At 47.9% G+C, this 24,676-nt stretch carries 26 protein-coding genes; 8 read left to right on the top strand and 18 right to left on the bottom strand.

Annotation, left to right across the window (positions count from 1 at the left end; genetic code table 11):
• Positions 1-482 precede the first annotated feature (482 nt).
• The 3 genes from NC994_RS08000 to NC994_RS07990 form a co-directional block, all read right to left on the bottom strand.
• Positions 483-608 carry a hypothetical protein gene (locus NC994_RS08000; protein WP_348225577.1) on the bottom strand — a complete coding sequence of 42 codons (126 nt, stop codon included), beginning with the start codon at positions 606-608 and terminating at the stop codon, positions 483-485.
• A 66-nt stretch (positions 609-674) separates the two neighbouring features.
• Complete coding sequence (locus NC994_RS07995; RefSeq protein WP_190432594.1) at positions 675-1,358, bottom strand: Uma2 family endonuclease; 684 nt, start codon at positions 1,356-1,358, stop codon at positions 675-677.
• Between the two features lie 222 nt (positions 1,359-1,580).
• The gene (locus NC994_RS07990) at positions 1,581-1,781 is read right to left on the bottom strand and encodes an AbrB/MazE/SpoVT family DNA-binding domain-containing protein (RefSeq protein ID WP_190432592.1); all 201 of its coding nucleotides are present in this window, start codon (positions 1,779-1,781) and stop codon (positions 1,581-1,583) included.
• 79 nt (positions 1,782-1,860) lie between these two features.
• Between NC994_RS07990 and NC994_RS07985 the strand changes: the two genes are divergently transcribed.
• Complete coding sequence (locus NC994_RS07985; protein WP_190432590.1) at positions 1,861-3,078, top strand: hypothetical protein; 1,218 nt, start codon at positions 1,861-1,863, stop codon at positions 3,076-3,078.
• Between the two features lie 79 nt (positions 3,079-3,157).
• Here the strand turns inward: NC994_RS07985 and NC994_RS07980 are convergent, their stop codons facing one another.
• The 4 genes from NC994_RS07980 to NC994_RS07965 form a co-directional block, all read right to left on the bottom strand.
• On the bottom strand, positions 3,158-3,382 hold the full coding sequence (locus NC994_RS07980) for a hypothetical protein (RefSeq protein ID WP_199299437.1): 225 nt from the start codon (positions 3,380-3,382) through the stop codon (positions 3,158-3,160).
• A 30-nt stretch (positions 3,383-3,412) separates the two neighbouring features.
• Positions 3,413-4,876, bottom strand: coding sequence for an ABC transporter permease (locus NC994_RS07975; protein ID WP_199299436.1), 1,464 nt, complete (start codon positions 4,874-4,876; stop codon positions 3,413-3,415).
• A gap of 396 nt (positions 4,877-5,272) precedes the next feature.
• Positions 5,273-5,704 (bottom strand): archease, encoded by a 432-nt coding sequence (locus NC994_RS07970; protein ID WP_190432587.1) that lies wholly within the window; start codon positions 5,702-5,704, stop codon positions 5,273-5,275.
• 4 nt (positions 5,705-5,708) lie between these two features.
• On the bottom strand, positions 5,709-6,593 hold the full coding sequence (locus NC994_RS07965; protein ID WP_190432584.1) for a GTP-binding protein: 885 nt from the start codon (positions 6,591-6,593) through the stop codon (positions 5,709-5,711).
• Between the two features lie 30 nt (positions 6,594-6,623).
• Between NC994_RS07965 and NC994_RS07960 the strand changes: the two genes are divergently transcribed.
• Positions 6,624-7,436: a hypothetical protein gene (locus tag NC994_RS07960; protein WP_190432582.1), complete on the top strand. Its 813-nt coding sequence runs from the start codon at positions 6,624-6,626 to the stop codon at positions 7,434-7,436.
• Between the two features lie 35 nt (positions 7,437-7,471).
• Here NC994_RS07960 and NC994_RS07955 read toward each other — a convergent pair whose 3' ends face one another.
• From NC994_RS07955 to NC994_RS07945, 3 genes are read right to left on the bottom strand one after another with little or no spacing between them, the layout of a single operon-like run.
• Positions 7,472-8,932 (bottom strand): RtcB family protein, encoded by a 1,461-nt coding sequence (locus NC994_RS07955; RefSeq protein WP_190432580.1) that lies wholly within the window; start codon positions 8,930-8,932, stop codon positions 7,472-7,474.
• Positions 8,933-8,979: 47 nt separating this feature from the next.
• Positions 8,980-9,792, bottom strand: a complete 813-nt coding sequence (locus NC994_RS07950; RefSeq protein ID WP_190432578.1) for a lycopene cyclase domain-containing protein — start codon at positions 9,790-9,792, stop codon at positions 8,980-8,982.
• 15 nt (positions 9,793-9,807) lie between these two features.
• Complete coding sequence (locus NC994_RS07945) at positions 9,808-10,002, bottom strand: hypothetical protein (protein ID WP_190411566.1); 195 nt, start codon at positions 10,000-10,002, stop codon at positions 9,808-9,810.
• Between the two features lie 391 nt (positions 10,003-10,393).
• On the opposite strand from NC994_RS07945, the gene NC994_RS07940 reads away from it, so the two are divergent.
• The 3 genes from NC994_RS07940 to NC994_RS07930 are packed head-to-tail and all read left to right on the top strand — an operon-like array spanning position 10,394 to position 12,937.
• Complete coding sequence (locus tag NC994_RS07940; protein ID WP_190432576.1) at positions 10,394-11,368, top strand: trypsin-like peptidase domain-containing protein; 975 nt, start codon at positions 10,394-10,396, stop codon at positions 11,366-11,368.
• A 1-nt stretch (position 11,369) separates the two neighbouring features.
• Complete coding sequence (locus NC994_RS07935) at positions 11,370-12,299, top strand: trypsin-like peptidase domain-containing protein (protein WP_190432574.1); 930 nt, start codon at positions 11,370-11,372, stop codon at positions 12,297-12,299.
• Positions 12,296-12,937, top strand: coding sequence for a response regulator transcription factor (locus NC994_RS07930; protein WP_190432572.1), 642 nt, complete (start codon positions 12,296-12,298; stop codon positions 12,935-12,937). The genes NC994_RS07935 and NC994_RS07930 overlap by 4 nt, the downstream gene beginning before the upstream one ends.
• Before the next feature lie 785 nt (positions 12,938-13,722).
• Here NC994_RS07930 and NC994_RS07925 read toward each other — a convergent pair.
• From NC994_RS07925 to NC994_RS07915, 3 genes are all read right to left on the bottom strand, one after another.
• A complete protein-coding gene (locus NC994_RS07925) occupies positions 13,723-14,118 on the bottom strand; it encodes a VOC family protein (protein ID WP_190432570.1) in 396 nt (131 codons plus the stop codon).
• A gap of 216 nt (positions 14,119-14,334) precedes the next feature.
• A complete protein-coding gene (locus NC994_RS07920) occupies positions 14,335-15,399 on the bottom strand; it encodes an aldo/keto reductase (protein WP_190432568.1) in 1,065 nt (354 codons plus the stop codon).
• A 138-nt stretch (positions 15,400-15,537) separates the two neighbouring features.
• Positions 15,538-16,524 (bottom strand): aldo/keto reductase, encoded by a 987-nt coding sequence (locus NC994_RS07915; RefSeq protein ID WP_190411573.1) that lies wholly within the window; start codon positions 16,522-16,524, stop codon positions 15,538-15,540.
• Positions 16,525-16,751: 227 nt separating this feature from the next.
• On the opposite strand from NC994_RS07915, the gene NC994_RS07910 reads away from it, so the two are divergent.
• Entirely contained in the window at positions 16,752-17,225 is a 474-nt protein-coding gene (locus NC994_RS07910; protein WP_190432566.1) for a GNAT family N-acetyltransferase, read from the top strand.
• Positions 17,226-17,368: 143 nt separating this feature from the next.
• Here the strand turns inward: NC994_RS07910 and NC994_RS07905 are convergent, their stop codons facing one another.
• The 5 genes from NC994_RS07905 to NC994_RS07885 form a co-directional block, all read right to left on the bottom strand.
• Positions 17,369-17,998, bottom strand: a complete 630-nt coding sequence (locus NC994_RS07905) for a nucleotidyltransferase family protein (RefSeq protein ID WP_190432564.1) — start codon at positions 17,996-17,998, stop codon at positions 17,369-17,371.
• Complete coding sequence (locus NC994_RS07900; protein ID WP_190432562.1) at positions 17,995-19,128, bottom strand: XdhC/CoxI family protein; 1,134 nt, start codon at positions 19,126-19,128, stop codon at positions 17,995-17,997. Before NC994_RS07900 ends, NC994_RS07905 begins: the two co-directional genes overlap by 4 nt.
• A 132-nt stretch (positions 19,129-19,260) precedes the next feature.
• A complete protein-coding gene (locus tag NC994_RS07895; RefSeq protein WP_190432560.1) occupies positions 19,261-21,486 on the bottom strand; it encodes a xanthine dehydrogenase family protein molybdopterin-binding subunit in 2,226 nt (741 codons plus the stop codon).
• Positions 21,483-22,469, bottom strand: coding sequence for a xanthine dehydrogenase family protein subunit M (locus tag NC994_RS07890; RefSeq protein WP_190432558.1), 987 nt, complete (start codon positions 22,467-22,469; stop codon positions 21,483-21,485). The genes NC994_RS07895 and NC994_RS07890 overlap by 4 nt, the downstream gene beginning before the upstream one ends.
• Positions 22,470-22,679: 210 nt before the next feature.
• Positions 22,680-23,207, bottom strand: coding sequence for a 2Fe-2S iron-sulfur cluster-binding protein (locus NC994_RS07885; RefSeq protein WP_199299435.1), 528 nt, complete (start codon positions 23,205-23,207; stop codon positions 22,680-22,682).
• A gap of 414 nt (positions 23,208-23,621) precedes the next feature.
• Between NC994_RS07885 and NC994_RS07880 the strand changes: the two genes are divergently transcribed.
• On the top strand, positions 23,622-24,131 hold the full coding sequence (locus NC994_RS07880; RefSeq protein WP_190432610.1) for a GNAT family N-acetyltransferase: 510 nt from the start codon (positions 23,622-23,624) through the stop codon (positions 24,129-24,131).
• Between the two features lie 60 nt (positions 24,132-24,191).
• Positions 24,192-24,638 (top strand): low molecular weight protein arginine phosphatase, encoded by a 447-nt coding sequence (locus tag NC994_RS07875; protein WP_190432554.1) that lies wholly within the window; start codon positions 24,192-24,194, stop codon positions 24,636-24,638.
• The last annotated feature ends 38 nt before the right edge of the window (positions 24,639-24,676 follow it).

The raw sequence follows: 24,676 nt of genomic DNA, 5'->3' as shown, positions 1-24,676 counted from the left end.
TATGAACTTCGGCTCAGTCAAAGGTAAGATGAGTAAAACTTATGACCGGCAGCTAGCAATCGCCTAATTTTAGACCCCATATTACCCCAGCGACGACTTTTGCAAGAGGTCTAGTAAAACTTATCCCATTTCAGCAACTTATTCGTAATCACTAATCCCCCCCGATCCCCAAATTCTTTGTCTACCGCACATCATCCTATTCAGAGTAGAAGGGGGTAGGGGGGATAGAATATTTAGCCTGAAAATGTTGAATGAGTATTGACTAAATCTCTGAAGTATTTTTTTTACGAAGCGTCTGCAAAAAAAAGCAATCCCCCCAACTTTTAGTTTTTAAGACTACAGTACCTCAGGTTGTTAAAGGTAGAAGGGGGTAGGGGGGATAGAATATTTAGCCTAAAAATAGTGAATGAGTATTGTCTAAATATCAGAGAAATTTGTTTGCGATTAATTTCTCTGTATAAAGAATGATGTATTTTGGGAAACTATCGATAAGGGTTCAGCAGATAGGTAATAGCGAGAGGGAGGAGGAAATTTGAAGCGATCGCTTCCACAACCCAAGCTGAAATTGAGAAAAACGCGATCGCCAAACTTGAACTTGAGTAGCTCAAGATGCGATCGCACTGATGAATTACTACCGTGCGTTAGCGAAGCATACCGTCACGCTTATCGCATTTCTACAGAGTATCGGGGTCAACTCCCATCTGCCGCAGTCGCTCTGCCAAACGCTCTGCCCGTTGACGCTCCTGCCTAATTATTTCCTCTGGTGGAATAAGTCGATTGCCATTCTCGTCGTACCAGTACAGCCACTCCCGCGTCCAAGCCCGATAACTACCCTGCGCCCTACCAATTCCTAAGCCAATCTCAGGTATCCACACTGGCTCGCCCGATTGCAGCACATACTGCCCATCCACCAAGCGATAAACCTCAAAGGGATTGTGCTTGTCACGCCTATGGTACTCCGGGTTGTAGATCGCATAGTACGACACGCCAATACTGGCATACTCATTTTTCTTGGTGTCGTACTCTTGACCGTAAGTTTTAGAGACATACTCAAGTGCCAGAAGAGGAACCTTGTCTTCTTGCCAGATAACATAACTCAACCGTCCCCCAGCACGGGTTAATCGTTCAACTTCCAAGCTTAAGAATCCATCAGGGACAATTGCAGATTTTCCAGGGTCATAATAAACCCCCATGTTGATGCCCCAAAACCAGTAGGTACGGTTCTGCCAGAGCCAAGCTAAGATATCTCCTAATAAGCTGGGGACGAGAATTTGCAGTTCGCTATCCACAGGTTTATGGTCAGTTTCAGGTAGCTCTTCAGCGGTGGGAAGATGCTGAAACGGGTTGTACTGTACCATAACGATTCACAGTAGTAACTTTCTGCTTGTATCTTAGCTAGGCAGGGCAGTCGAACCCAGGTTTTTGATAGACATCACGGCTTGAAAAGTGTACTGCGCTACTGCGGCACTTGCACAAGTCGAGCCATCACAATATATAGGACTCCTGGTATCAAACAGGGTTCTCACTGCTGGTAATAAATTCCCTGATTCGTTCTTCCCATACTTCTTCCAGTGCCGTCTCTAAATTACCTGTTGGCTCTGATCAACGACTAATGACGTGCCTGAATGATAAACTTTTGACTCTTGGGGCAAAGGCTCCAGAATCAGCTTACCGTCTTGAACGGCTAAAGTGAACTGCGTGGTGCTGGTCAATCCGAGTTGTTCTCGTATCTCGTTGGGAATGAGAAGACGACCAAATTGGTCAAGAGTGAGTATATCCATATTCAGTAAGGTGATTTGGGCGCATAGTATTATATTGGGGGAAATATATTGGGAAAAAATCCAAAAACATTGTAGGACTATGCTTGGATCAAATGACATCAGCAATAGAGAAAATTTATGGAATTTGGATGGAGAAGCAAAACAGCCTGAATCAGCAGTAATGCAAAATGGTATAAAAAATTATAATTTCATGAGAAAAGTAAAAAACAGGCTATCTACTTATTTAGGGGAGGTTAGAGAAATTGGCTTAATTAATGAAGGTTTAGATATCTTAGTATCTCCCTGTAATAAAATACTCATACCTAGAGTTAATTTAACAATTAAATCAGTAAATGATTTAAGTTTAGAAATTAATTTAAATAAATATGATTTCTTTAAAAATATTAAAGAATTAGGGTTTATTCCTATAAATACGTTTGCAATAGGAGGAGGTTATGCTGGACTTTATTTGGATCTTATAATAACTGGAAATCTAAATTTTAATAACCTGCTTAAACAAGCTATCGATCAGGGCTACAGTTTAGCAAAGGTTTTACAACTTGATTCAGATACAAATATAATAACTCTATATCTTCTTGGTGAAAATAAAGAGTTATCTAATCTTAATCATAGGGTTTTAAAACAAACAGAGCATTTACAGCAACCTGACAGATATAAAGGAGTTCCAGAATTAAAACATGAACTAGAACGCGAGGGCTACATAATTTTTACTCCTAGGAATTTTGTCAGCCTAAAAGATGAAGACAAAAATCAGTTAATCTTGGCATTTAGAAAATCTTCTATAAAAGTATTTGCAGATCGTTTCAAGAAAACAACTAATTTTAAAAGCTTAGTTCAAGATGATGTGAACAAAAATCTTGAGACGGAAAATTTCGATTACAACTTTAGGATTGTTGCTAACGGAAACAAAATTGTTGCTGCTGTATTTAGTAACAGAGATAGCTATTCTAATTCATTTTGTCCTGAATTTATGCTAGCAAACAAAAGTGTTAAAAAACCTAAGGGCATAGCAACTTATCTGCTACATGATTTAGTAAAGGATATTCGTAAAAAAAATCCGGAAGCAATAATTCATGCTGGGTTTGAATTGCATCCTGATTATAATTTAAAAACAGAAGTCATAAATCCAGGATGCGGAGTTTTCACTGCAATAAATGCTGGATTTTTGCCTTTGAATCAAGAACTTACAAGGGAGTTTAAAATACCTAATGGGGTTATGCCTTTCTTCTATAACAGAATGGTTCACAGGGATATAATCCCCACACATGCTGTTTGGATGGAGTATCCGAAACAGTAAAGGGTTGCTCCCCATTTACTTCTAGTTATTTTTTGACATCTACTCGCTGTTGATGGCGATCGCGATCGCGCGTTTCTCACTACGAGCTGACGTGGCTGGAGCCTTTGATTTGCTTGCCTGCTTGCCGCAACTGGCGTGTCAGTTGCAGGTTCAAAAATACCAGTATTCGTCCCAGACCTGGAATTAGCAGAAAAATTTTCTCCGAGCCTAGTAAGAGAGCGAAAGGAGAGACAATAGACAGCGACAGCACCACCAAGGGATCGAAATGGTGAATTCTCAGTACCGCAAAAATAGTTGGTGGCAATACAATTAGTGCCCCTAGCGTTCCCGCTGCTCAGAGCGTCCGTTGCTGAGTTCGCATGAATAATCGCAGTTGGGCTATGCTTGCGTAAATTAGGATTAAGCTAGCCACTAAAGTAAGACCAAACAACGCCCCAGTTCTGCTCTCATTTACTTTTACAGCAGCATTTATACCAGTAGCCGATTGTGCAGGGGACAGTAAAATAAATAAAGCCAAGGGGATGATCGCAATCACTACATTCAGCGCGATCGCTACTACCGCTGGACTTTTTTCACCCCAAATTAAATCCTTTACCAACGAGCTATCAGCGAATCTCTTGCTATTAGAACCCCTCTTGGGTCGAGCGCTTACCCAATCCTGTAGAGTTTGGCGATGAGGCGTCACAGCAGCAATTAAACAGAGGTATAGCAACAGATTCAACAACGATAGTGCCAAGAGGTTTTCTAACAGCGGCGCAGCGTAAACGCTACGATTTTCTATGGAGTTGTAATTGGCACATCCTAGAGTCAAAACTGTAAAGCAAGCAGTTAATAAATAACTCTGCTGCTTACTTAACATAGTGGCATTGGGATTACGAAAACAACGCTGCCAAGCTTGCCAAATAAACCAAATCAAAATGCTGTAGTTTAACAGCACAAAGCCTACGGCAGTTAAAACACTGTCACCCAATGGTAAGCTAAACCACTTAAACCCTTCTAACCCTGTGGCAAAAGATTCATTAAAAGAACTAGCAGACAAATGTGGGATTAGGCAAAAGGGGTTAAGCAGCTTCAGCCAAGTCGTTGAATTATAGTAACTGGTCGTACTTATCCCCTTAGTTAGCATTAGTAAAGCCAGAACCGTACCACTGCCTAACCAACCTTGAAAACCGCCCAGCCAAGAACTGACAATGCCATATAACAACGCAGCACTGTAAAAGAAAATACAGCTACCAACGAGAACCCCATAGAAACTCAATAGTTGTCCCAAAGAAATTTTGGCGGCGAGTCCAGCCCACAAATGGAAAGGAACTGCAACGACAGCTACCAGATAAATCAAAATCGGAACCCCCAGCAGTTTTCCCGTCAAAATACCCGCAGTAGAGTGAGGGCTGAGCCGAGTAAAATTTAGGGTGCCGCGACGTTTTTCAGTAGCCAAATCGCTAATTAGCAAATAGGTTCCTGCTAGTAACAGGATTAAGATGCCAATAATGCTCAGGGATATAAATCGGTCTAATGACCATAATTGCGAGTTGATAACCAAATTGCCCAATCCATCCAACAGACATAGCGGTTCTTTACTATTAGGAAGGGGCTTGCCTGTGCAATATTTATTGTAGATATCCGCGATTCGGTTAATAGGATTCGGCAGCTGGGTTTGAAAATACATGAATATTCCAAATTGACCCAGCACAGAGATAACACTTGCCAACAGAATGTTGCGAGGTTTAAGACGTCCTTTGAGTTCCCGCAACAGTTGGGGATTCCAGTTACCCAGCGGTTCTATAAAATTGTGCATTATAGGAAAAATTTCCTCTTGAAAGGATGTTTATAAATACCCACTGCGATTGGAAGGATAAGGGTATCCTGTAAGTTATGGATATACAGACGAAAGACGAAATCTACTTTCGCAGGTTTCCAAACTTGGGTTTTTGGTGAGTCGGCGTTAGCGTAGCGTGCCGTAGGCTAGAGAGACTTAGCTTGGGTAATATTTTCCCCGGTCAGAGTATTTAAATCGAATATCACTGACTTAAAGGAGAATTAGTCATTCTTTGAGAAACTACAGAGTAGAGGCAATTCATTCGCCCCTACAAACAACCTATGTTCCACTCAATTGAGAACCGCAATATTCGCTGCAATCTTAAAATATCCGCATCGGCATTTACAATTTGCAAAGCCTTTTTGCAGATACGCACTAAATATCAAGGATCACCATTGCTGTCCAACCGTCATCGGTTTTTTCCAATTGGAACTGGTGTAAAGTAACCGCTTTGACATCTACTCGCTGTTGATGGCGATCGCTATCGAGCTTTTCTCCCTTCGTAACCGCACTTAGCTGATGCACTCCATCTTTCTCCTCAATCTCAACCTGTTGCGCCCTCAGCAGTAGTAACTCACTGTCTTTGTAGTAGATGAATTCTTGCAGGAAATTAAACAGCAGCATATCCAATTCATCATTTTCCAAGCTGAAGGTGCGCGTCTCGGTTAGCGCGATCGCATCCAGATTATCAATCATCACGTTAAGGGTTGCATCACCTGCCGCGATGAAAAGCTTCTCTAAATCCTTTCCCCAAGCGTGAAAAGCAATATCAGCAGTGGCAACATCTTCAAGAAACTCATAAGGCATAGGACTATTGCTCACACGTCTTTAACTGACTAATAATTTCTTCCTTGCGATCGCTTACCTGTTTGCCGATAAAAACTAGCTCCGTGCCCTCTTGTTCAAATGGCTCCAGATCCCAACGTCCAGCCACGAAATTAAATAGATAGTTTCCTTCAGGAAATCGTACAAAACCTTTCGCCCGGTAAACATCTGTCCCAAGTGAGTCGGCAAATTCTCCAAAACATTGGCGATCGAAAGTCGCAGGACTTGTCGTGCTAAAGGATTCAAATTCAAGTTGGTGAACGTGGTGAGGTTGCGGTTGAACTCGCTCTCGACCAATACCAAATAGTAAATCTGGGTCTACTTGGCATCGCTTAGTATGCAAAATTGAGGCGACTTCGTTGAAGGAGCGCAATTTATCTTCTATCGCCTTTAACTCGCTTTCAGAAACCAAATCAACTTTGTTCAAAAGGAGGGTGTCTGCTGCTTCAATTTGTATCCTAGTGGTATGTCCCACAGACGGATATTTCACCATTGCATCGGCATCGATAACCGTGACAACTCCATCCAGTCGCACTTTAGTTAAGCTTTCTTGAATGTCGAACACCAGCGCATCTGGTTCTGCAACCCCTGTTGTCTCCACCACAATATTATCCGGGTCAACGCTATCAATGATTTCATTGACAGCGGCTTCAAACTCGCCTAACAGCGAACAGCAGACGCAACCACCACCGAGATCCGCCATTTGGACATTTTTGCCTTGAATGATTTTAGTATCAATACCAATTTCGCCAAATTCATTCATCAAAATGGCAATCTTTTTAGGAAAAGAGTCGAGAATGTGACGAAGCAAAGTTGTTTTTCCGCTTCCGAGTGGCCCCGTAATCACTGTTAATGGCGTGCGTACCTGCATAAACTATCCCTTTGATGGAACTGCACTGCGATGATTGAAGAAATTCCAGCGAGAATACATTTACTTCCAGCGAAAGGCTCGCCCTACGTCGCTGTAATCAGACGAAAGCCGTCAAAAGTTTTCCACATCATTCGTTGGAATACAGAAGACGATTGCCTAGAATATGGGTCTTGGTTTAACGGTAAGTTATATCCAAAAAGATGCGATATATCTTTCGATGGAAAATGGATGGTTTATTTGGCGATGGGGGGGCGTAATGGCAACACCTGGAGCGGGGTTTGTCTGTTGCCTCGGTTAAAAACCCACTTGGAGGCAGACAATATGGGAACGTGGTTTGGAGGAGGCTATTGGAAAGATGAGAAAGAACTGTTATTGAATGGTTTGGGACAGCCAAAAGGCAGCATCCCTTTTAAATTAGGACAGTTGAATTCCCAGTTTGGAGGAGAAGATTTAGGCGTACTATATCCCCGGTTGGAGCGGGATGGATGGACTAGAGCTGGAGACAATTACGGCAATAATGTGAAAGTTGAGAATTCCAAAACGTATACGGTCAAGTGCGAAAATGACGACGGCTGGTATTGGCAGCCGAGTCGAGAGCATCCGACATTAAGAATGTATTACACAGGTTTTTTGCAACGTGGCTATACTTTCAAGTTTAGGTTAGATGAATATCCCGATCTTCTTGATTCTATTGACTGGGCTACTTGGGATTTTCTGGGTAATTTAGTGTTTGCCAAACAAGGAACCCTCTACAAATACAAGCTTAGTGACTTCAAAAAAGGTAAGCCTAGTTTCTGTAAAGATTTGGAATTTTTAGAGCAACCTAAAAAGCCAGAATTTTAGTAGGAGATGGCGATCGCGCAAATGTTAAATTTGCTTCATCCTTTAATATTTCCAATCGGTGTTAACCGCACCACCTTTTTGCTAATCCCCGCTAACTCCGCCGCTTCAATCACATCATCGATGTCTTTGTAAGCCGCACCCGCTTCTTCTGCTAGTCCAGACATTGAGGTACTGCGGACATAAATACCCTTCTTCTGCATATCTTTCAGGAGTGTTTCTCCCTTCCAAGCTTTTCGCGCCTTGGTACGACTCATTGTGCGTCCGCTTCCGTGTGCAGTGCTGAAGAAAGTCTGATCGCCAGTGGGTACACCGACTAATAAATAAGATCCGGTTTCCATACTGCCGCCAATAATAACTGGCTGACCAATGTTCTTGTAGCGTTCCGGAATATCTGCCATTCCTGGTGCAAAAGCGCGAGTTGCACCTTTACGATGGACGAGGAGCGATCGCTTTTTCCCATCCACAATATGACTCTCTAGCTTGGCGGTATTGTGTGCCACATCATAAACCATGTGCATCCCCAAGTCTTCCGCCGAACGTTCAAAGATTTCCGAAAATACTTCGCGAATCCGATGCAGAATCACTTGACGATTGGCATAAGACATATTAATGCCGCATTTCATCGCAGAAAAATAGGCTTGCCCTTCCGGAGAATCAAAGGGCGCACAAGCTAATTCTCGGTCAAGTATTTTAATTCCATACTTGCTATCCATTACCTTTAAAAATCTTTGCAGATAGTCGGTTGCCACCTGATGACCAAATCCGCGACTTCCACAGTGGAACATCACCACCACCTGATCTGGCATGGTAATTCCCATCGTCTTAGCTAACTCTGGATCGAAAATATGTTGCTTTCGAGCAACTTGAATTTCTAAATAATGATTGCCAGATCCTAAAGTTCCAATTTGATTGAAACCCCGGTCAATTGCCTTGTCACTAATCTTTGCAGAATCAGCACCTTTAATGCAGCCGTTTTCTTCAATCAATTCTAAATCTTCTTCCCAACCATAGCCATTATTAACGCACCACTGAGCGCCTTGTTCGACGACTTTGCGAAAGTCATTCCGCGATAATTTTACAAAACCGCTGCTTCCCACTCCGGCAGGAACCCTTTCGTAGAGCCTATCTACCAGCTTTTTGATATAGGGTTTGACTTCATGGTAGGTGAGGTTTGTAACCATCAAACGCATTCCGCAATTGATATCAAAACCGATACCGCCGGGGGAAATCACGCCTCCCTTTTCCACATCCATCGCCGCCACGCCACCAATGGGAAAACCATAGCCAAAGTGTCCGTCGGGCATACACATAGCATATTTGGTGATTCCTGGCAGCGTCGCTACATTCGTAACTTGGTCGTAAACCGCTTCATCTAATTCGGAAATTATCTTTTCTGTCCCATAAATCCGGGCGGGAACGCGCATCCCTTCCTTGTAGGAAACCGGAATTTCCCATACCGTGTCAGAAATTTGTTCTAAAAATTCCTTAATAGGCATCTCGGTTTTACTCCCAAAAGGTGATGTGGAAAATAGAGGCAACCATCTCAAACCGTATCGTTTCCAGACTCTACCTGAGCAAGAGCTTTTGGAAGTTCTGGTCGCCCATTATTGAGAATGGGGAAAGAGATTAGTGGTAGAAGCGATCGCATCTTCCCCACCAATAGAAACAGTAAAAGTCCTTGCACCACTAGCAGGTTCGTGATTAAAAAGAATGTCGCCTCTTCAATCGGCAACCCAAACGGCTTAAATCCAATGCTATAGGTCTCAGAAATGCTCCAAATGCCCTGTCCGATGGCAATGCGGTCGGCTATCCACAGGTAAACTGTGGGGATTAGAGTGCCAATCAGCCAAGCATCTTTTCTCGCCCAGAGTTGCTTTGCTCCAACTCCCCACTGTAGCGCCAGTATGGGGCATGCCCAAGCTAAAATTAGCCCCATGTACACAGTCTTCTCCGACTGCAACATAAAAGCTCCCGCAATGCTGAGAACGAGCCAGAAAACGATGCCAGATGCTCGCAGCCAAGGAGAATCCTCCTCCTGTGCTGGCTCAGTTGTGAGAGGAAACAACCAGTACAGCCACAGACCTGTTAGAAGTGGCTGAAGGATGAAGAATAAATATTCCTCAACGGGCACGTAGCCAATCGTACCCACCACCCGATCCGTGCCATAGTTCCATACGTCGTGCCAAACCAGGTAATTGTCCCACGGTGTCGTATAAATCAGGGCAATCAGCGCAATCAGGGGTAGCCCTAACCACGCTCTCAGTCCTCCGATACCAGCTAGAGGTTGGCGTTGAACCCATGCTAGAAAGAGGATTGGTGGCAGGATAAAGACAAGGTGAAATGCAAAGTAGCTCATCTTGCTAGCAATACTCTAAACATTAATGATGCCGAAGTAAAAGCCAAAAAACAGCAACACAATCGCCAGAGTTGCTATCGTCAGGCTGATGCGAAATGCCTTCGGAGGCAAGTCTTCAGAGGTAATTACACTATCTCGTTGTACCTGAGTAATTGGCTTGGAGTTCTTGTCTGCCAGTTTTTGGGATGGATTGGTTTCTGTTGGTTCCATAGACTTTTTTTGCGTTTTGCATGACCTGCCTGCTGTCTATGTTGGAGAAACCGCTCTCAGCTTACCTCGTTCTTAAGAACTACCTTCGTGGCGGGTGAAGTTCTGCCAGAGGGGTTAGCCCCCATAAAGTTAACTTGTAATTAGGAATACATGGAACCCTAGCCATTTTTCTAGGGTGAGTTCTCCCCATTTCTCTGATGCCGCCCGTCTTTTGAAAACGGCACGATATCAGCAGGAAGTGGCAATTCGGTTTAAATCGGGCAGACCTCACCCCCGAACCCGCTTCTCTACCCCCGCGAGGAGGGTTAGGGAGAGATGGAGAGGGGTTGAGGGAGTTTACCGAACCGGATTGGCAGCTGTCCCGTAAAAGCGATCGCATTGGAGAAATGGAATGTCTTTATCTTCATCGGAATCTTCATCGGAGATATCCAGCACCTTGCTGGCTCTATCCAACAATTTAGCCGATACTGTTGAGCGAGTCGGTGCCTCAGTTGTTGCAGTCAATGGGCGAACCTCCTACGGGAGAAGAGGATGGCTAAGGCGGAATTCCTCCTCAAGCGGTATCCACTGGCGACCCGGTATCATCGTCACCTCTGACGAAACCATCAAGCGCGAAGAGGAAATCACCGTCACCTTACCCGATGGTCGGACAGTCCCCGTTACCATCCTGGGGCGTGACGCTAGCACCGATGTCGCTGTCCTAAAGCTAGAAAACATCGAATTCCCGGTTGCGGAAATTGGCGATGCGGCAACGCTAAAGGTCGGTCATCTGGCACTTGCACTCGGACGAGGGACTGAGAACGGCGTCAGTGCCTCTATGGGTGTGGTGAGCGCGATTGGGGATGCTTGGCGTAGTATGAGCGGTGGTTCGATCGATCGATTTGTGCGTCTCGATTTAACCCTCTACTCCGGATTCTCCGGCGGGCCGATGGTCGATGCAGCCGGTAAAGTTGCAGGCATGAATACCTCCGGGCCTCGCAATATGGCTTTAACCATTCCCGCCTCTACGGTGAACCGGGTAGTCAATCAGTTGCTTTCAAAAGGACGGATTGCACGAGGCTACCTGGGTTTGGGAATGCAGCCGGTTCGCTTGCCGGATACGCTGAAGAGGGCGCTTTCTCTGGCTTCTAATGGTGGGGTAATTGTTGTCAACGTTGAGCCGAATGGCCCTGCGGATAAAGCTGGGGTGCTGATTGGCGATGTGTTAGTCGCAATCGATGGCAATCCGGTCAGCGACACAGAGAACGTGCAGGCGATGTTGGGGGCGGAAACCGTCGGAAAAAGCTTGAAAGTGCAGCTGATTCGAGGGGGTGCGCCCCTGGAAATCACACTCACCGTTGGCGAACGACCGGCGAGGGAGGATTAAGATGGTGAACTTGACAAGTCAGCGCTTCGCGATCGCAACTCTAGAAAATACAGGTGCAAGTGCAGAGATTGCCCTGGAGTTGTCGCAAATCGCCGAACAACTACGCCGTTGTACCGTACAAGTCCGCAGCAGTCGCGGGGGTGGCGGATCGGGTGTAATCTGGAATTCTCAAGGTTTGATTATCACCAACGCTCATGTCGCCCCTTTCGACCGGGCGATTGTGGAACTTTGGGATGGACGAGTCATTGAGGCTATCCGCACTGATATCGACTCCAGACAGGATTTAGCAGCACTCCAGGTTGAGGCAACTGACCTTCCCGCCGTCACGGTAGGCGATTCGGAGAGCCTCAGAGTCGGCGAACTGGTGCTGGCAGTGGGAAATCCGCTAGGTTTAGTTGGCGCACTCACTACGGGAATTATCCACGCGACTAACGCCACCGATGACTTCAGCACTCAAAGATGGGTGAAGGCTGATATTCGGCTAGCACCCGGAAATTCTGGGGGTTTGCTTGCCGATGCACGGGGGCGAGCGATCGCAATTAACACGATGATTGCCAATGGGTTAGCGTTGGCAATCCCCAGTAAGAGAGTCGAACGGTTTCTCAAACGCGATCGCCCACTCTCTCTGGGTGTCACTCTCCGTCCCGTGCTGCTTCGGTTAGAAAATCAGCGTGTTTTGGGCTTATTAGTGTTGGAAGTTGCTCCGGGGAGTTTAGCTGCCTCGGTGGGTCTTCAAATGGGCGACGTGCTAATAGGTGTGGGCGGTGAATCTTTTCAAACCCCGGATGATCTGCTGAGCATTCTCAAGTATGCCGAACCCGGAAAGCCCCTAGCGTTGGAATTTCTGCGTTCTGGGAGACGGTGCTACGCGATCGCATCTGCTCCTCAAGACACTATCGAACCAACCTTTCCAGAGGTGAAGTCAGCGTGATTTCGGTCGTGGTGACAGCCGAAAATCCCATCGTGCGTGCGGGGTTGGAGAGCATCATCCGCACCTCTGAGTTGCTGGAAATCGTCGGTAGTTCCTCTAGCACAGACACTCTGGTGCAGCTGCTTGAGGAACGACAACCCGATGTGGTGTTGCTGGATTATTCCTTCTCAGATGACGATCCGGCTGAAGAGAAATTACTCGCGCTTGGTGCAGAATCTCCGGCACTTGTCATCTTAGCGAACAACCCCCACAGCACTTGGCTAGAGTCGGTTTTGCAAGTCGGCGTGCGGGCAATCTTACCGCGAACGGCAACGGCTGAGGAAATTGTCGCAACTGTGGTGACAGCAGCGCTGGGGCTGATGGTGCTGCATCCAGACTTTATGGATTCTCTGCTGCCTCTCAAAGAGTCCTCCGCACGCCGACTCCCTGCTTCCCCGATTCAGGCGCTGACACCACGGGAGATCGAGGTCTTAGGGATGCTGGCGCTGGGAATGGGGAACAAGAACATTGCCAAGCAGTTGAGCATTTCTGAGCATACCGTCAAGTTTCACGTATCATCAATCTTTCAAAAGCTCAACGCTTCCAGCCGAACTGAGGCGGTGACTCTGGGTGCGAGGTTGGGTTTGATTATGTTGTAAGCAAATGAGGTCGTGGCTATCAACTTAAAACGCCATGCTTGGCAAATCGAATTTCCTAGCCCCTTCCCTAGCAGGGAAAGGGGCTAGGGAGAGGTTAGATCGGGATGCCAACCGTATCCTACAAGTGGGGCGGGTCATATGAAGACGGAACTCGTCTAGCTCGGTTTACTTCCCTCCTGGTGGTCCGTCATGTCTATTCGGATCTTTCTTCTGCTTCTTAGTGCCGTCAGATTCCTTTTTAGGCTTTTTGGCTTCTTTGCCACCCTTTTCCTTTTCCTTGCCCATAACAATTCCTTAATAGAGGTTCCCTTAATTGTGGAACAATTTACAGATTTCGGAACATGGAAAACTGTAATTTTATATTTCGATTTAGGGGAGCAATGGTGGTTTGGAGACCGATAGTTAGCGCTGGGACAACAAGGGCGGAAAAAGTCAGTTCGCCAGATTAAAGTTGCGATTTTCTCTCTTCAGCTACATTATTCGCTGGAAAGTCCTCTTCTCGGATCGGTAGCACGCCAGGATATTGGCTCATTTCACATGGGTTCGATTAAACCTGCACCGCCTTGTGTCAGGAGTTCTTTAAAGGTATCGAAGGCACTGTGTCCGTCAGCAAGCCGCACCTAAGAGGGATGCGGAATCTGGTTTGCCTTTGGTTTCCGAACGCTGAGATAAACTGCTATCCAGGGGCAGCGCTTTTTTTGTAATGCTGACGGCAGGCCCAAAATACAAATAGCGATCGCACAATCATTAGCTTAGGAATCGCTAACCAGACTGGCTCTTTTATATCAGTCTAAAAATTGATATAAACCAATAAGATTGCCATCAGGATCTCGAAGATAGGCTGTCTTCATTCCATAGTATGGGTTGGTCATCGGATCTGTAGTAAATTCGATGTCTTTATGTCTTAATTCGTGATAGGCTTCGTCCAAGTTAGGTACTGTGAAAATTAATACAACTTTGTCTTGACATTCGGCACTGGAGGGCTTATGGTCGCTGCCTATCATCTCTGCCATTTCCTTGCGCCTGAATAAAGCCAGCTTCATATCTCCCGCTTCAAATTCAGCATATCCGCTCGTGAAATCTTCTACATTTACCTTGAATTGCATTACATCTCGGTAGAACAGAAAGCAAGCTTCAATATCAGTAACCAGAAGCCTTGTATATGCAGATTTAACTTTCATGGCAACTTCACCTTATTTAAGCGATACATTTTTGTGGGAGATTTAAAATCGTTTCGTTCTGGATTTTGCAACCTTAACATTACAGATTCTCGCTCCAATTCCCCCAAGCATTCCTGATTCTCTGGCTTTAGCGTAAATTCTGCAAGGTGAATTAGATCGCCATTGGAAATTATCAGGAAATAGCATGGGTTTATTGATTTATTCCTTACCCTGGTTTCAGCTGCGATGATTGTCGATTAAGTTGAATGTGCCGCCATAAAGGCGATCGCGGATCGTGTCATTACTCAGGAAGTCATGGGGGAAGCCCAGATCGATCTGACTCACCTCATTGAGGCGTTGCAAATGCTCTGGCGTCAGATGGACATCTAGGCAAGCCAGATTATCTTCGATCTGGCTGACCTTCCGAGAACCGATAATCGGGATGATGACGCTGCTTTGAGCGCTTAGCCAAGCCAGCGCCACCTGTGAAGGCGTGTGCCCAATTTCTTCGGCAACTTGACACACAACGTCAGCGATCGCTAAATTCCGCTCGGAAATATTCCCCCCTATCGTTCCGATTCGCCCCTGTTCGCCCCCCTGTTCGCTATTGTTGCTCTGGGTGCGCTGATTGTACTTGCCCGTTAGCACACCGCCACCCAAGGGCGACCACGGCGTAATTGCCAAGTCGAATGCCTTTGCCATCGGTAACAAATCCCGTTCTGGCGTCCGCTGAATCAAACTGTACTCGACTTGCAGCGCTACAAACGGCGTCCAGCCGTAACACTGCGCCAGCGTGTTTGCTTGGGAAATAATCCAGGCGGGTGCGTCAGAAATGCCAATGTAGAGAACCTTGCCAGAACGTACCATGTCATCGAAGGCACGCATCACTTCCTCTACAGGCGTCATAAAGTCCCAAGCGTGCAGCCAGTATATGTCAATGTAGTCAGTTTTCAGGCGTTTCAGACTGCCTTCCAACGACTGCATCATGTTCTTGCGATGATTGCCACTGCCATTGGGGTTGCCCGCGCGATCGCTCATGTGCAAGGGAAACGAGTATTTGGTAGCAACGACAAAGCGTTCCCGTTCTGAGGCAATGAACTCACCAACCATTTTCTCGCTGGTGCCCTCTGTGTAGCCGTTGGCAGTGTCAATAAAGTTACCGCCTGCTTCCACAAAGGCATCAAATATTTGGCGGCTTTCATCTTTAGATGCGCCCCAACCCCAGTCTTCACCAAAAGTCATTGTGCCAAGGCAGAGTTCGGAAACTCTTAATCCACTCTTTCCGAATAGCTTGTATCTCATGGTTTTCCTCGTAGAACGAAGGGAGTTTTAGCGCGGACAAAAAATCTGATGGCTCGGAATTAACCGTTTTCAGGATTGCACGCAGTAACTTTGACCTGTCACAAGCATCTTTGTAGCAGAAACCGTCGCTCAAAAATGTCAGCGGTTTACCATGCTCATCATCGATTCCGGATAACGTCCGCCGCTAGCGACGCCTTTGGGGGCCACTTCGTCAATGCGCTGCAAATCTTCTGGCGTCAGATTCACTTCCAGCGCAGCGGTATTTTCTTCCAGATATTGCCGCCGCTTAGTTCCGGGAATCGGAACGATGTCTTCACCCTGCGCCAGCACCCAAGCAAGAGCCAGCTGCGCTGGTCGGCACCCTTTTTCTTGGGCAATTTCGCCAATCCGTTGTACCAGTTCCAGATTTTTCTGAAAGTTCTCGCCCTGAAAACGCGGTGAGTTGCGGCGGTAATCATCAGCAGCCAAGTCATCAAAGCTTTTGATCTGCCCGGTCAAAAAGCCCCGTCCGAGCGGGCTATAGGCAACAAAGCCAATGTTAAGCTCTCGACAGGTGGCAAGAATGTCGTCTTCTGGATCGCGGCTCCACAGGGAATACTCGCTCTGCAATGCGGTAATTTGATGTACGGAGCAAGCACGACGCAAGGTTTCCGATCCGGCTTCCGAGAGTCCTAAATATCTGACTTTGCCTTCTTGAACCAGTTGCGCCATCGCACCGACGGTTTCTTCGATGGGAGTATTTGGGTCAACTCGATGCTGGTAGTAGAGGTCAATCGTCTCTACACCCAGACGACGCAAACTCGCTTCGCAGGCTGAGCGAACATACTCCGGTTTGCCATTGATACCGCGAACGTTAGGGTCTTCGCTGCTAACGATGCCGAATTTAGTAGCGAGAACCACAGAGTCGCGGCGATCGCTAATTGCTCGTCCAACTAATTCTTCGTTCTTGAATGGCCCATACATATCAGCCGTGTCGAGAAAATTTAGCCCCAATTCTAGCGCCCGATGAATAGTGGCAATTGATTCAGTATCATCGCGGTTGCTGTAAAAATCTGACATTCCCATGCAACCCAAACCGATTGCCGAGACGGTGAGATCGCTTTGTCCTAACTGTCGTGTCTTCATCGCTAATTTCTTTGTTAAAGTTTGCCTGATTGACTTGCGCTCAGTCTACGCAGGGAACAATGTTTTGTCACTTGCTTGGGGATACGTCTTAAGATAGACATTTTTTCTAACTGGCAATCGGTTTTCCGCCTTCACACTTGGTGGGGCTTTACTCAGCGCTTGCACATCGACTTTAAGGATCTCAAACTTATAATCTGTGCCGTTTATACGCAATAGCAGACAAAAAGATGATAGAAATCAAACCGATAAAATCACACCAAGTTGAAGAAGTCAAGCGCGTAATCATCGCGGTTTGCAACGAAATATGGCAGCTTCCTGAAGAAGTGATTAGGCATTACGATGCCATGTCTGATATAGATGACGTGCAATCGCACTACTTCGACAATAAGGGCACATTCTTGGTGCTGATTGATGAGGAGTGGGTTGTTGGCAGTGGCGCAATTCGGCGTTTGAGCGACGACATCTGCAAACTAAAAAGAATGTGGTTTATTAAAGATTATCGAGGACGAGGGTTGGGGACTAAAATGGCTCAGATGCTCTTAGATTTTGCCAGAATTATAGGTTATAAGAAAGTCAGGCTGGATACGATTGATGAACAAAAACAAGCACAAGCTCTGAAGCTTTATCAGCGGCTCGGCTTCTATTTTATTGAGCGATACAATACGAGTCCTTGTACTGTGTTCATGGAGAAAATGCTTTAAAAAGTAAAAATGCATCATCTTTCATCTTGATATATCAGTCCTATGTGATTTGGGGGAAAAACGAACCGCCAAGACGCAGAGAACACAGAGAAAGAGAAAAGAAGAGAGAGAAGTTTACAACTCATTTAGGATTGCTATATTTGTTAAATACCAGTCCTGCTTTGTAGATACTCATCAGCGATCGCTTGAAATTTCTGGTAATCTTTTGGCGTATCAATGTCGATAGCACCCTCTGGAAAGGGGATGCGAAAGACTTCGGGTGAGTATTTTTTGATGATTTGTTTTGCGCCTTGGGTCGTTTTTAGGCTCATGAGTTCTGGAAACAAGGCGTGGCTGAACAAAGCGGGTACGCCTAAGCTTCCTGCATACTCTGAAGCAATAATCGGTCGGCGCGTGACCTGATAGGCTTCCACGATTTGATTGAGTAGTAGGGAAGAGATGAAAGGCTGATCGCAAAGAGCGATCGCAACGGCTTCTATGTTCTGATTTAAAATATCTAGTGCTTCAATACCCACCCGAATCGAAGAACTCATCCCCTCCGCCCACTGTGGGTTTTCGACAATTTGGATGGGTAACTCGCTGACTTCCGGCTTAATTTGTTCTGTATTCGCTCCCAGAACGACGACGATGGGTTGACAGCGGGAAGCGATCGCAACTTCTGCGGTGTGGCGGAGAAAGCTGCGCCCTTGATACATCAGCAGTTGTTTTGGCGTCCCCATGCGAGTAGATGCTCCTGCTGCCAGAATTATCAAACCGACGACAGGCGCATTCATCCGGTACTCCGGTTGTGGATTGGTTCCTGGCGCTTTCTTAATAACCCGCCCGAACGATTGGCGAGAACCGCTTGAATTTCCGCCACAATTGAGAGTGCGATCGCTTCCGGTGTGTCAGCGCCAATATCCAGTCCAACAGGGCCATGCAAGCGGTGAAGTTGGGCTTCTGTAAGCTGAATTCCTTGTTCTTTTAGCTCAAGAAGTAACTGTTCGGTTCTTCTCTTGGGGCCAAGAATGCCTAAATATTGCACGGGAGAAGGCAAGAGTGTTTTCAGGATTTCTAGGTCGTGCAGATAGTTATGAGTCATCACGACAGCTACCGTGCGGTTATCAATTTCTACGGTTTCATTGACGATTTCTGGGCGAGACAAAATGACTTCATCGGCGCTGGGAAATCGCTCTGATTTTGCATTGGCAGGTCGGCTATCAACGACTGTTACGTACCACCCCAATTCTTTCGCCAAGCGTACAACCGGGATAGCATCGTCACCCGCTCCGAAAATGACCAGCGAGACAGGTGGCTGAATCGCTTCGATAAAAACTTCAGCTTTCCCTCCCAGTAAGGGATACGCTTTAAAAAGCGAGCAATTTTTATCAAGCACTTCACGGGCATCTTCGAGGATATCTGCACTCAAATCTGCATCTTCGAGGTTACTGAAAATTATGCCATCTTGATGCAGCATTAAATGGGTTCCGATTGGTGCCTTGATTTGACCTTCAATGTGAAATATCGTTGCTAGAACTCCCACTTGCCGACGATGCAGACACTCTGCCAGAAAGGTCATCGGACTTAACTCGTTCTCTGGAGTTAGGCGTTCAATCAACACCTGTACCATTCCCTTGCAACCGAGTCCCAGACCCCAGACGATGTCATTGTCGGAGGTCGTATCGTAGTTCACCAACATGGGTTGACCAGACGCGATGACCTGTTGAGCGCGTTCAAAAACGTCATTCTCCAGACAACCGCCGCTAATCGAGCCGATTCTCTGACCCTCCAGCATTATCAGCATTCGAGCGCCCGGTCGTCGATAGGTAGACCCACTGACTTTGACAATGGTGGCGATCGCTACTGTCTTGCCGCTATTTTTGGCTTTTGCAAATGCGGCAACAATCTCCTGTAATTCTTTCATATAGCGCTTTGCAGTTTGAGCCAATCCGGACTGACCTCTCCCCAAACCCCTCTCCGTGTCGGAGAGGGGCTTTGAATATGGCTCCCCTTCCCTGGTAGGGGCGGGGGCTGGGGGGTTAGGTGCTAAGACAGATTACAGCAACTTATCCGGCGTAATCGGGAGGTCGCGGATGCGCTTGCCGGTGGCGTGATAGACAGCGTTTGCCACCGCCGCCGCCACGCCAGTGATGCCAATTTCGCCTGCGCCTTTGGCTCCAATCGGGTTAATGTACGGGTCGATTTCTTCGACGAAGTACGACTCAATTGCAGGGATGTCTGCGTTGACAGGTACATGGTACTCACCCAGGTTGGCGTTGACGATACGCCCGGTACGGGAGTCTGTCACCGTTTCTTCTAGTAGTGCCATACCTAGTCCCATGACGATACCGCCAATCATTTGCGATCGCGCTGTTTTGAGGTTGATTACCTGTCCCACCCCAAAGGCTCCCACAAAGCGGGTTACGCGCACTTCGCCAAAGTCAGGATCGACGCGCACTTCGGCAAATTGAGCGCCGAAGGAGTGCATGGAATACTTCTTCTCGGCGCGGCTAAACTTGGCATCAAAGCTTTCTTCGACTTGCGGCAAATTTTGGCGCGTCAGCACCGCTTGGTAAGTTTCGCCTTGGTTACGATCGCTCTTGCGAAACAGGCGTCCGCCCTCAATCGCCATGTCCGTTTCCGGGACGTTGTAAAGCGGCGAACTAGCATCCGTGCGTGCCAACTCCAGTACCTTCCTACGGGCTGCTTGTGCCGCTTCATGCACGGCAGTCCCCACGCTTCCCATCGTCGCCGATCCGCCCGATATCGGCGCACGGGGCAACTGGGTATCTCCCAGCTCAAATCGCACTCGCTCAACCGGCAAACCAAGGGCGTCAGCGGCGACTTGCGCCATCACCGTCGCCGTACCCGTCCCCATCTCTTGAGAACCACTCTGCACCAAGGCGGTGCCGTCTTGCAAAATACGGACTCTCGCGCTAGCCGGGAAGTGATTCACGGGGTACGTGGCGCTTGCCATTCCCATGCCGATTAGGTAACGACCGTCCCGCATCGAACCCGGTTCGGGAGTGCGCCGCGACCAGCCAAATTTTTCTGCGCCGAGTTGGTAACATTCTTTGAGCGACTTGCTCGACCAAGGCAGGTTATTGCTGGGATCTATGTCTGCATGATTGCGGAGGCGCAACTCAATCGGGTCGAGTTTCAAGGCATAAGCGAGTTCGTCCATCGCCGATTCGAGGGCGAACATCCCTGGACTTTCGCCGGGGGCACGCATAAAGGTCGGCGTTCCCTTGTTGAGACGGACGAGACTTTGCTTTGCTTGCAAGTTGGGAGTGGCGTACATCATGTGGGTTCCCACAGTGTACGGTTCGAGGAATTCCTCGAACGTTGAAGTATGGGAGATGCCCCGATGGGCGATCGCGGTGAGGCGACCGTCGCGGGTTGCGCCCAGTGCGACTTGTTGCTCGGTTTCCGCCCGGTGCCCGACCGTGGTGAACATTTGTTCGCGGGTTAAAACTAATTTCACGGGACGACTTACCTGACGGGCAGCGATCGCTGCCAGCGTTACGTGAGGCCAAACCAAACCTTTGCCGCCAAACGCGCCGCCGATGAATTGACACACGACGCGCACGTTCTCTTCGGGGATGCCAAACGTCGTCGCCATTGCCTGACGCACGCCGAAGTTATACTGCGTTGCGTCGTAAATGGTGAGGCGATCGCCCTCCCACACGGCAGTTGTCGCGTGCGTCTCCATCGGGTTGTGGTGTTCGGTGGGCGTCCGGTAAGTTTCTTCAATCCGCACCTCAGCATCGGCTAACGCTTGCGCCGGATTGCCGCGTATCGTCTCTGGCGGTTTGCCAAACACGGACTTCGGCGCGAATGCCTGCGCCTTTTCCATCTCCACCACCGGAGTTTCGGCTTCGTAATCGATGCGGACGAGGGATGCGGCGTGGGTGGCGTTTTCTAGGGTGTCGGCGATCGCAACGCCGATGTGCTGACCGATGTGATGTACAACCGCTTCTTGCAGCACCAGCCGGTTTTCGGCGGCAGCCCCACCCCCGAACAAGGTGGCAACCGGAAGGAGTTTGGGCGGGTTGAGGTGCGTCAGGATGCCCAGGACACCGGGGGACTGTTCTGCTGCACGGGTGTCGATGCTCTTAATCCGCCCACGGGCGATCGCGCTGCCGATAGTGACGGCGTAGGCGAGATTTTCCAAGGGGATTTCCGCTGAGTAGTGGGCACCGCCGGTCACTTTCAGGCGTCCATCCACCCGATTTATCGGCTTGCCCACAGCTTGGTTGGTTGCATTCTCAGATTGACTCATACGGTGCCTCCTGCTGCTTTTGTGAGTGCCCGCGCGATCGCTCGTTTTGCCATTTCAACTTTGAATCGGTTGTATTTTTGGGGTTGGGCTTCCCGAACTGTTGCCTCTGCTGCTGCTGCAAAGGTTTGCTCGTTCGCTTTTGCACCAACTAGAATTTTCTCCGCCTCAACCGCCCGCCACGGCTTATGTGCGACGCCCCCCATCGCGACTCGCGCCGCTTTAATGGTGCCGTTGTCGATATCGAGGGCAGCGGCGACGGAAACCAGGGCAAAGGCATAACTAGCGCGATCGCGTACTTTTAAATAGTGCGATCGCTCGGCAAAGGGTGAATTGGGCAAATCAACCGCAACGATTAGTTCGTCATGTTGAAGCACCGTGTCGATTTGAGGTGTATCTTCCGGTAAGCGATGAAAGTCACTGATGGGGATTTGTCGCTCTCCGTTCGGCCCCTCAACGCGCACCACGGCATCAAGGGCTGCCAGCGCCACGCACATATCCGAGGGATGCGTTGCAATGCACTGTTCGCTGGCACCGAAAATCGCGTGAATGCGGTTGTACCCTTCAATCGCCGAACAACCGGAACCGGGTTCGCGCTTGTTGCACGGCATCGTCGAATCGTTGAAGTAGTAGCAGCGCGTTCTTTGCATCAAGTTGCCGCCGATGGTTGCCATATTCCGCAGTTGCGGTGACGCGCCAGCGAGTAACGCTTGAGAAAGTAACGGATAGCGATCGCGCACCACCCGATTATTTGCCACGTCGCTGTTGCGTGCCATCGCCCCGATGCGTAAGCCATTCGAGATTGCCGTCACGTCTGCCAATGGTAGCCGGGTGATGTCTACCAGTTGGTCAGGCTGCGCTACGCCTCCTTTCATCAAGTCGATTAAATTAGTGCCGCCTGCGATAAATTTCGCTGCCCGATCCCCCGCAACTGTCTGAATGGCTGTGCCTTTTTCAGTAGCACGCACATAACTAAAAGGTTTCATTAAAACTCCTGTGCATGGGTTTAAGTTGAATGGCACTGACTTAAGAGCCATGAAATAAATTTCCGGCTTCACCGCTCAAACCTATTTCAATCCGTTGAAATCCATATCCAGTTAGCTTTAGCTAACTTTAGCGATTAGCCCAAAATTTATTTCAGGCGGAGCGGGTATGCAATTGATTGGTGAAACGACGGAATTGCTCATGCGTCCCGACTACCCATTGCTAGTCTGCGTCTGATGAACTTCGCGCACAGCGGCAACAATGCCTGGATAAGCACCGCAGCGACAGAGATTGCCGCTCATACACTCCCGAATTCCCTCATCGGATGTCGGGCAACCTTCTGCCAATAGACCCACCGCAGACACGATCTGACCGGGCGTACAATATCCACACTGAAAGCCGTCATGCTTAATGAAAGCCGCCTGCATGGGATGCAGTTCATCGCCACGAGCTAAACCTTCAATCGTTGTAATTTCCGCGCCCTCCTGCATCACCGCCAAGGTCAGGCACGAGTTGATGCGCCGTCCATCAACCAACACAGTACACGCACCGCATTGTCCGCGATCGCAACCCTTCTTGGTGCCTGTCAGACCGATGCGTTCGCGCAGTGCATCCAGTAGCGTCACGCGCGGTTCTATTCGCAAAGTGTGCGATTTACCATTGATTCGCAGCGTCACGTCAATACGACCAGGCTCCTGGGTTTTCGCGACTGCGGTGGAAGTCTTAGGGCTTGTTTGCATAAAAATATTTTTTGTAAGGTTTGCATTCGCGATGCGGGATGCAATCGCGTCCTTAGCAACGACCAAGGTACTTGCGATCGTTAGCATACCGAACCGTCGCCGTGTTATCCTCAGCCTCATTTTTGCGGTGTCAAAATAGGTCTAATAACAAAGATAGTGCGTTTTACATTTCTCGGCATGAGAACTGAAGTTTAATGAGGCGCAAGGAAAGCAATTTTTTTGCTGATAGCTTTAATTTCGTTAAAACGGGCTAAAAATCAGAAATATTAAGGTTTTTAGTCTATTTCAATAGACCTGATTTATTCACCCAGAATTTGAATTCTGGGCAGGTTATCGGGTTGGTGCAAGATTGCAAGATATTGGTGCAAGATATCAGTTGAACTCAACTTTGTGAAACAGGCACCCAAAAATCAGATGATTGTAACTGAAACACCGCGCTTAATTCTCCGACATCTCACATGGGATGATGTAGACGACTTGGCAGCCATTTTTGCCGATCCAGTCGTGATGAAGTTCTTCCCCAACACGCGAACATCTGAAGAAACTAAGCTCAACATCGAGTGGATATTTAGCTGCTACGAGAAATACGGTTTCGGTTTGTGGGCGACCATTCACAAGGCTGACAACCAGTTTATTGGTCGGTGTGGATTAATACCGCAGCGAGTGGATGGGCAAGAAGAAGTCGAGATTGGTTATATGCTGGCTAAGGAATACTGGGGAAAGGGTTTGGCAACCGAAGCGGCTAGTGCAATTCGGGATTATGGTTTTGAGCTGGGTTATAACCGCCTCATTTCCTTAATCCATCCGGGAAACATCGCGTCTCAGAATGTCGCAATGAAAGTCGGCTTAACTTACGAAAAAGACACAATTATTCAGGAAAAGACTGTTCGCGTTTATGCAATAAAAAGACCCAATCTTCCGTAGAATTAACTACAGCAGTTTTATTGGCTGAGCAACAGCGAGAGAGAAAAGAGAGGGTCACAAATGCGGATTTTATTTGTGTGTACGGGCAATACCTGTCGTAGCCCGATGGCAGAAGCGCTATTCCGCCAAAAAGCGCAAGGAATGGAAGTCGAGGTGCGGTCGGCAGGCGTCGTGGCGTTTGAGGGAGATTCTGCATCCCCGCAGACCCAGCGCGTCCTGAAGGAGTATGGTATCGATTACTACCATGAAGCGAAGCGGCTGGATCGCCAGCTCTTCGATTGGGCGGATTTGGTGCTGACAATGACGGGCGGACAAAAGAAAGCGATCGCTGATGCCTTCTCTGCTGCTGCGGACAAAGTATATACCTTAAAAAAATACGTCGGCTATCCCGATCAATCTGAAATCGCCGATCCCTATGGTGGCGACTTGGCAACATATCGACAGTGTGCCGGAGAAATTGAGAAAAAGTTGGATCTGTTGTTAGAGAAGCTAGCGGCTACGCGCTAACCAAAATCATCTGATTTTTAATCGCAACGAAGGCTTTT

Origin of the sequence: Trichocoleus sp. AS-A1, assembly GCF_039962015.1 — a bacterium.
GTDB lineage: Bacteria > Cyanobacteriota > Cyanobacteriia > Cyanobacteriales > FACHB-T130 > FACHB-T130.
Note: the sequence above shows the minus strand (reverse complement) of the source record. Positions and strands in the feature narration are given on the sequence as shown.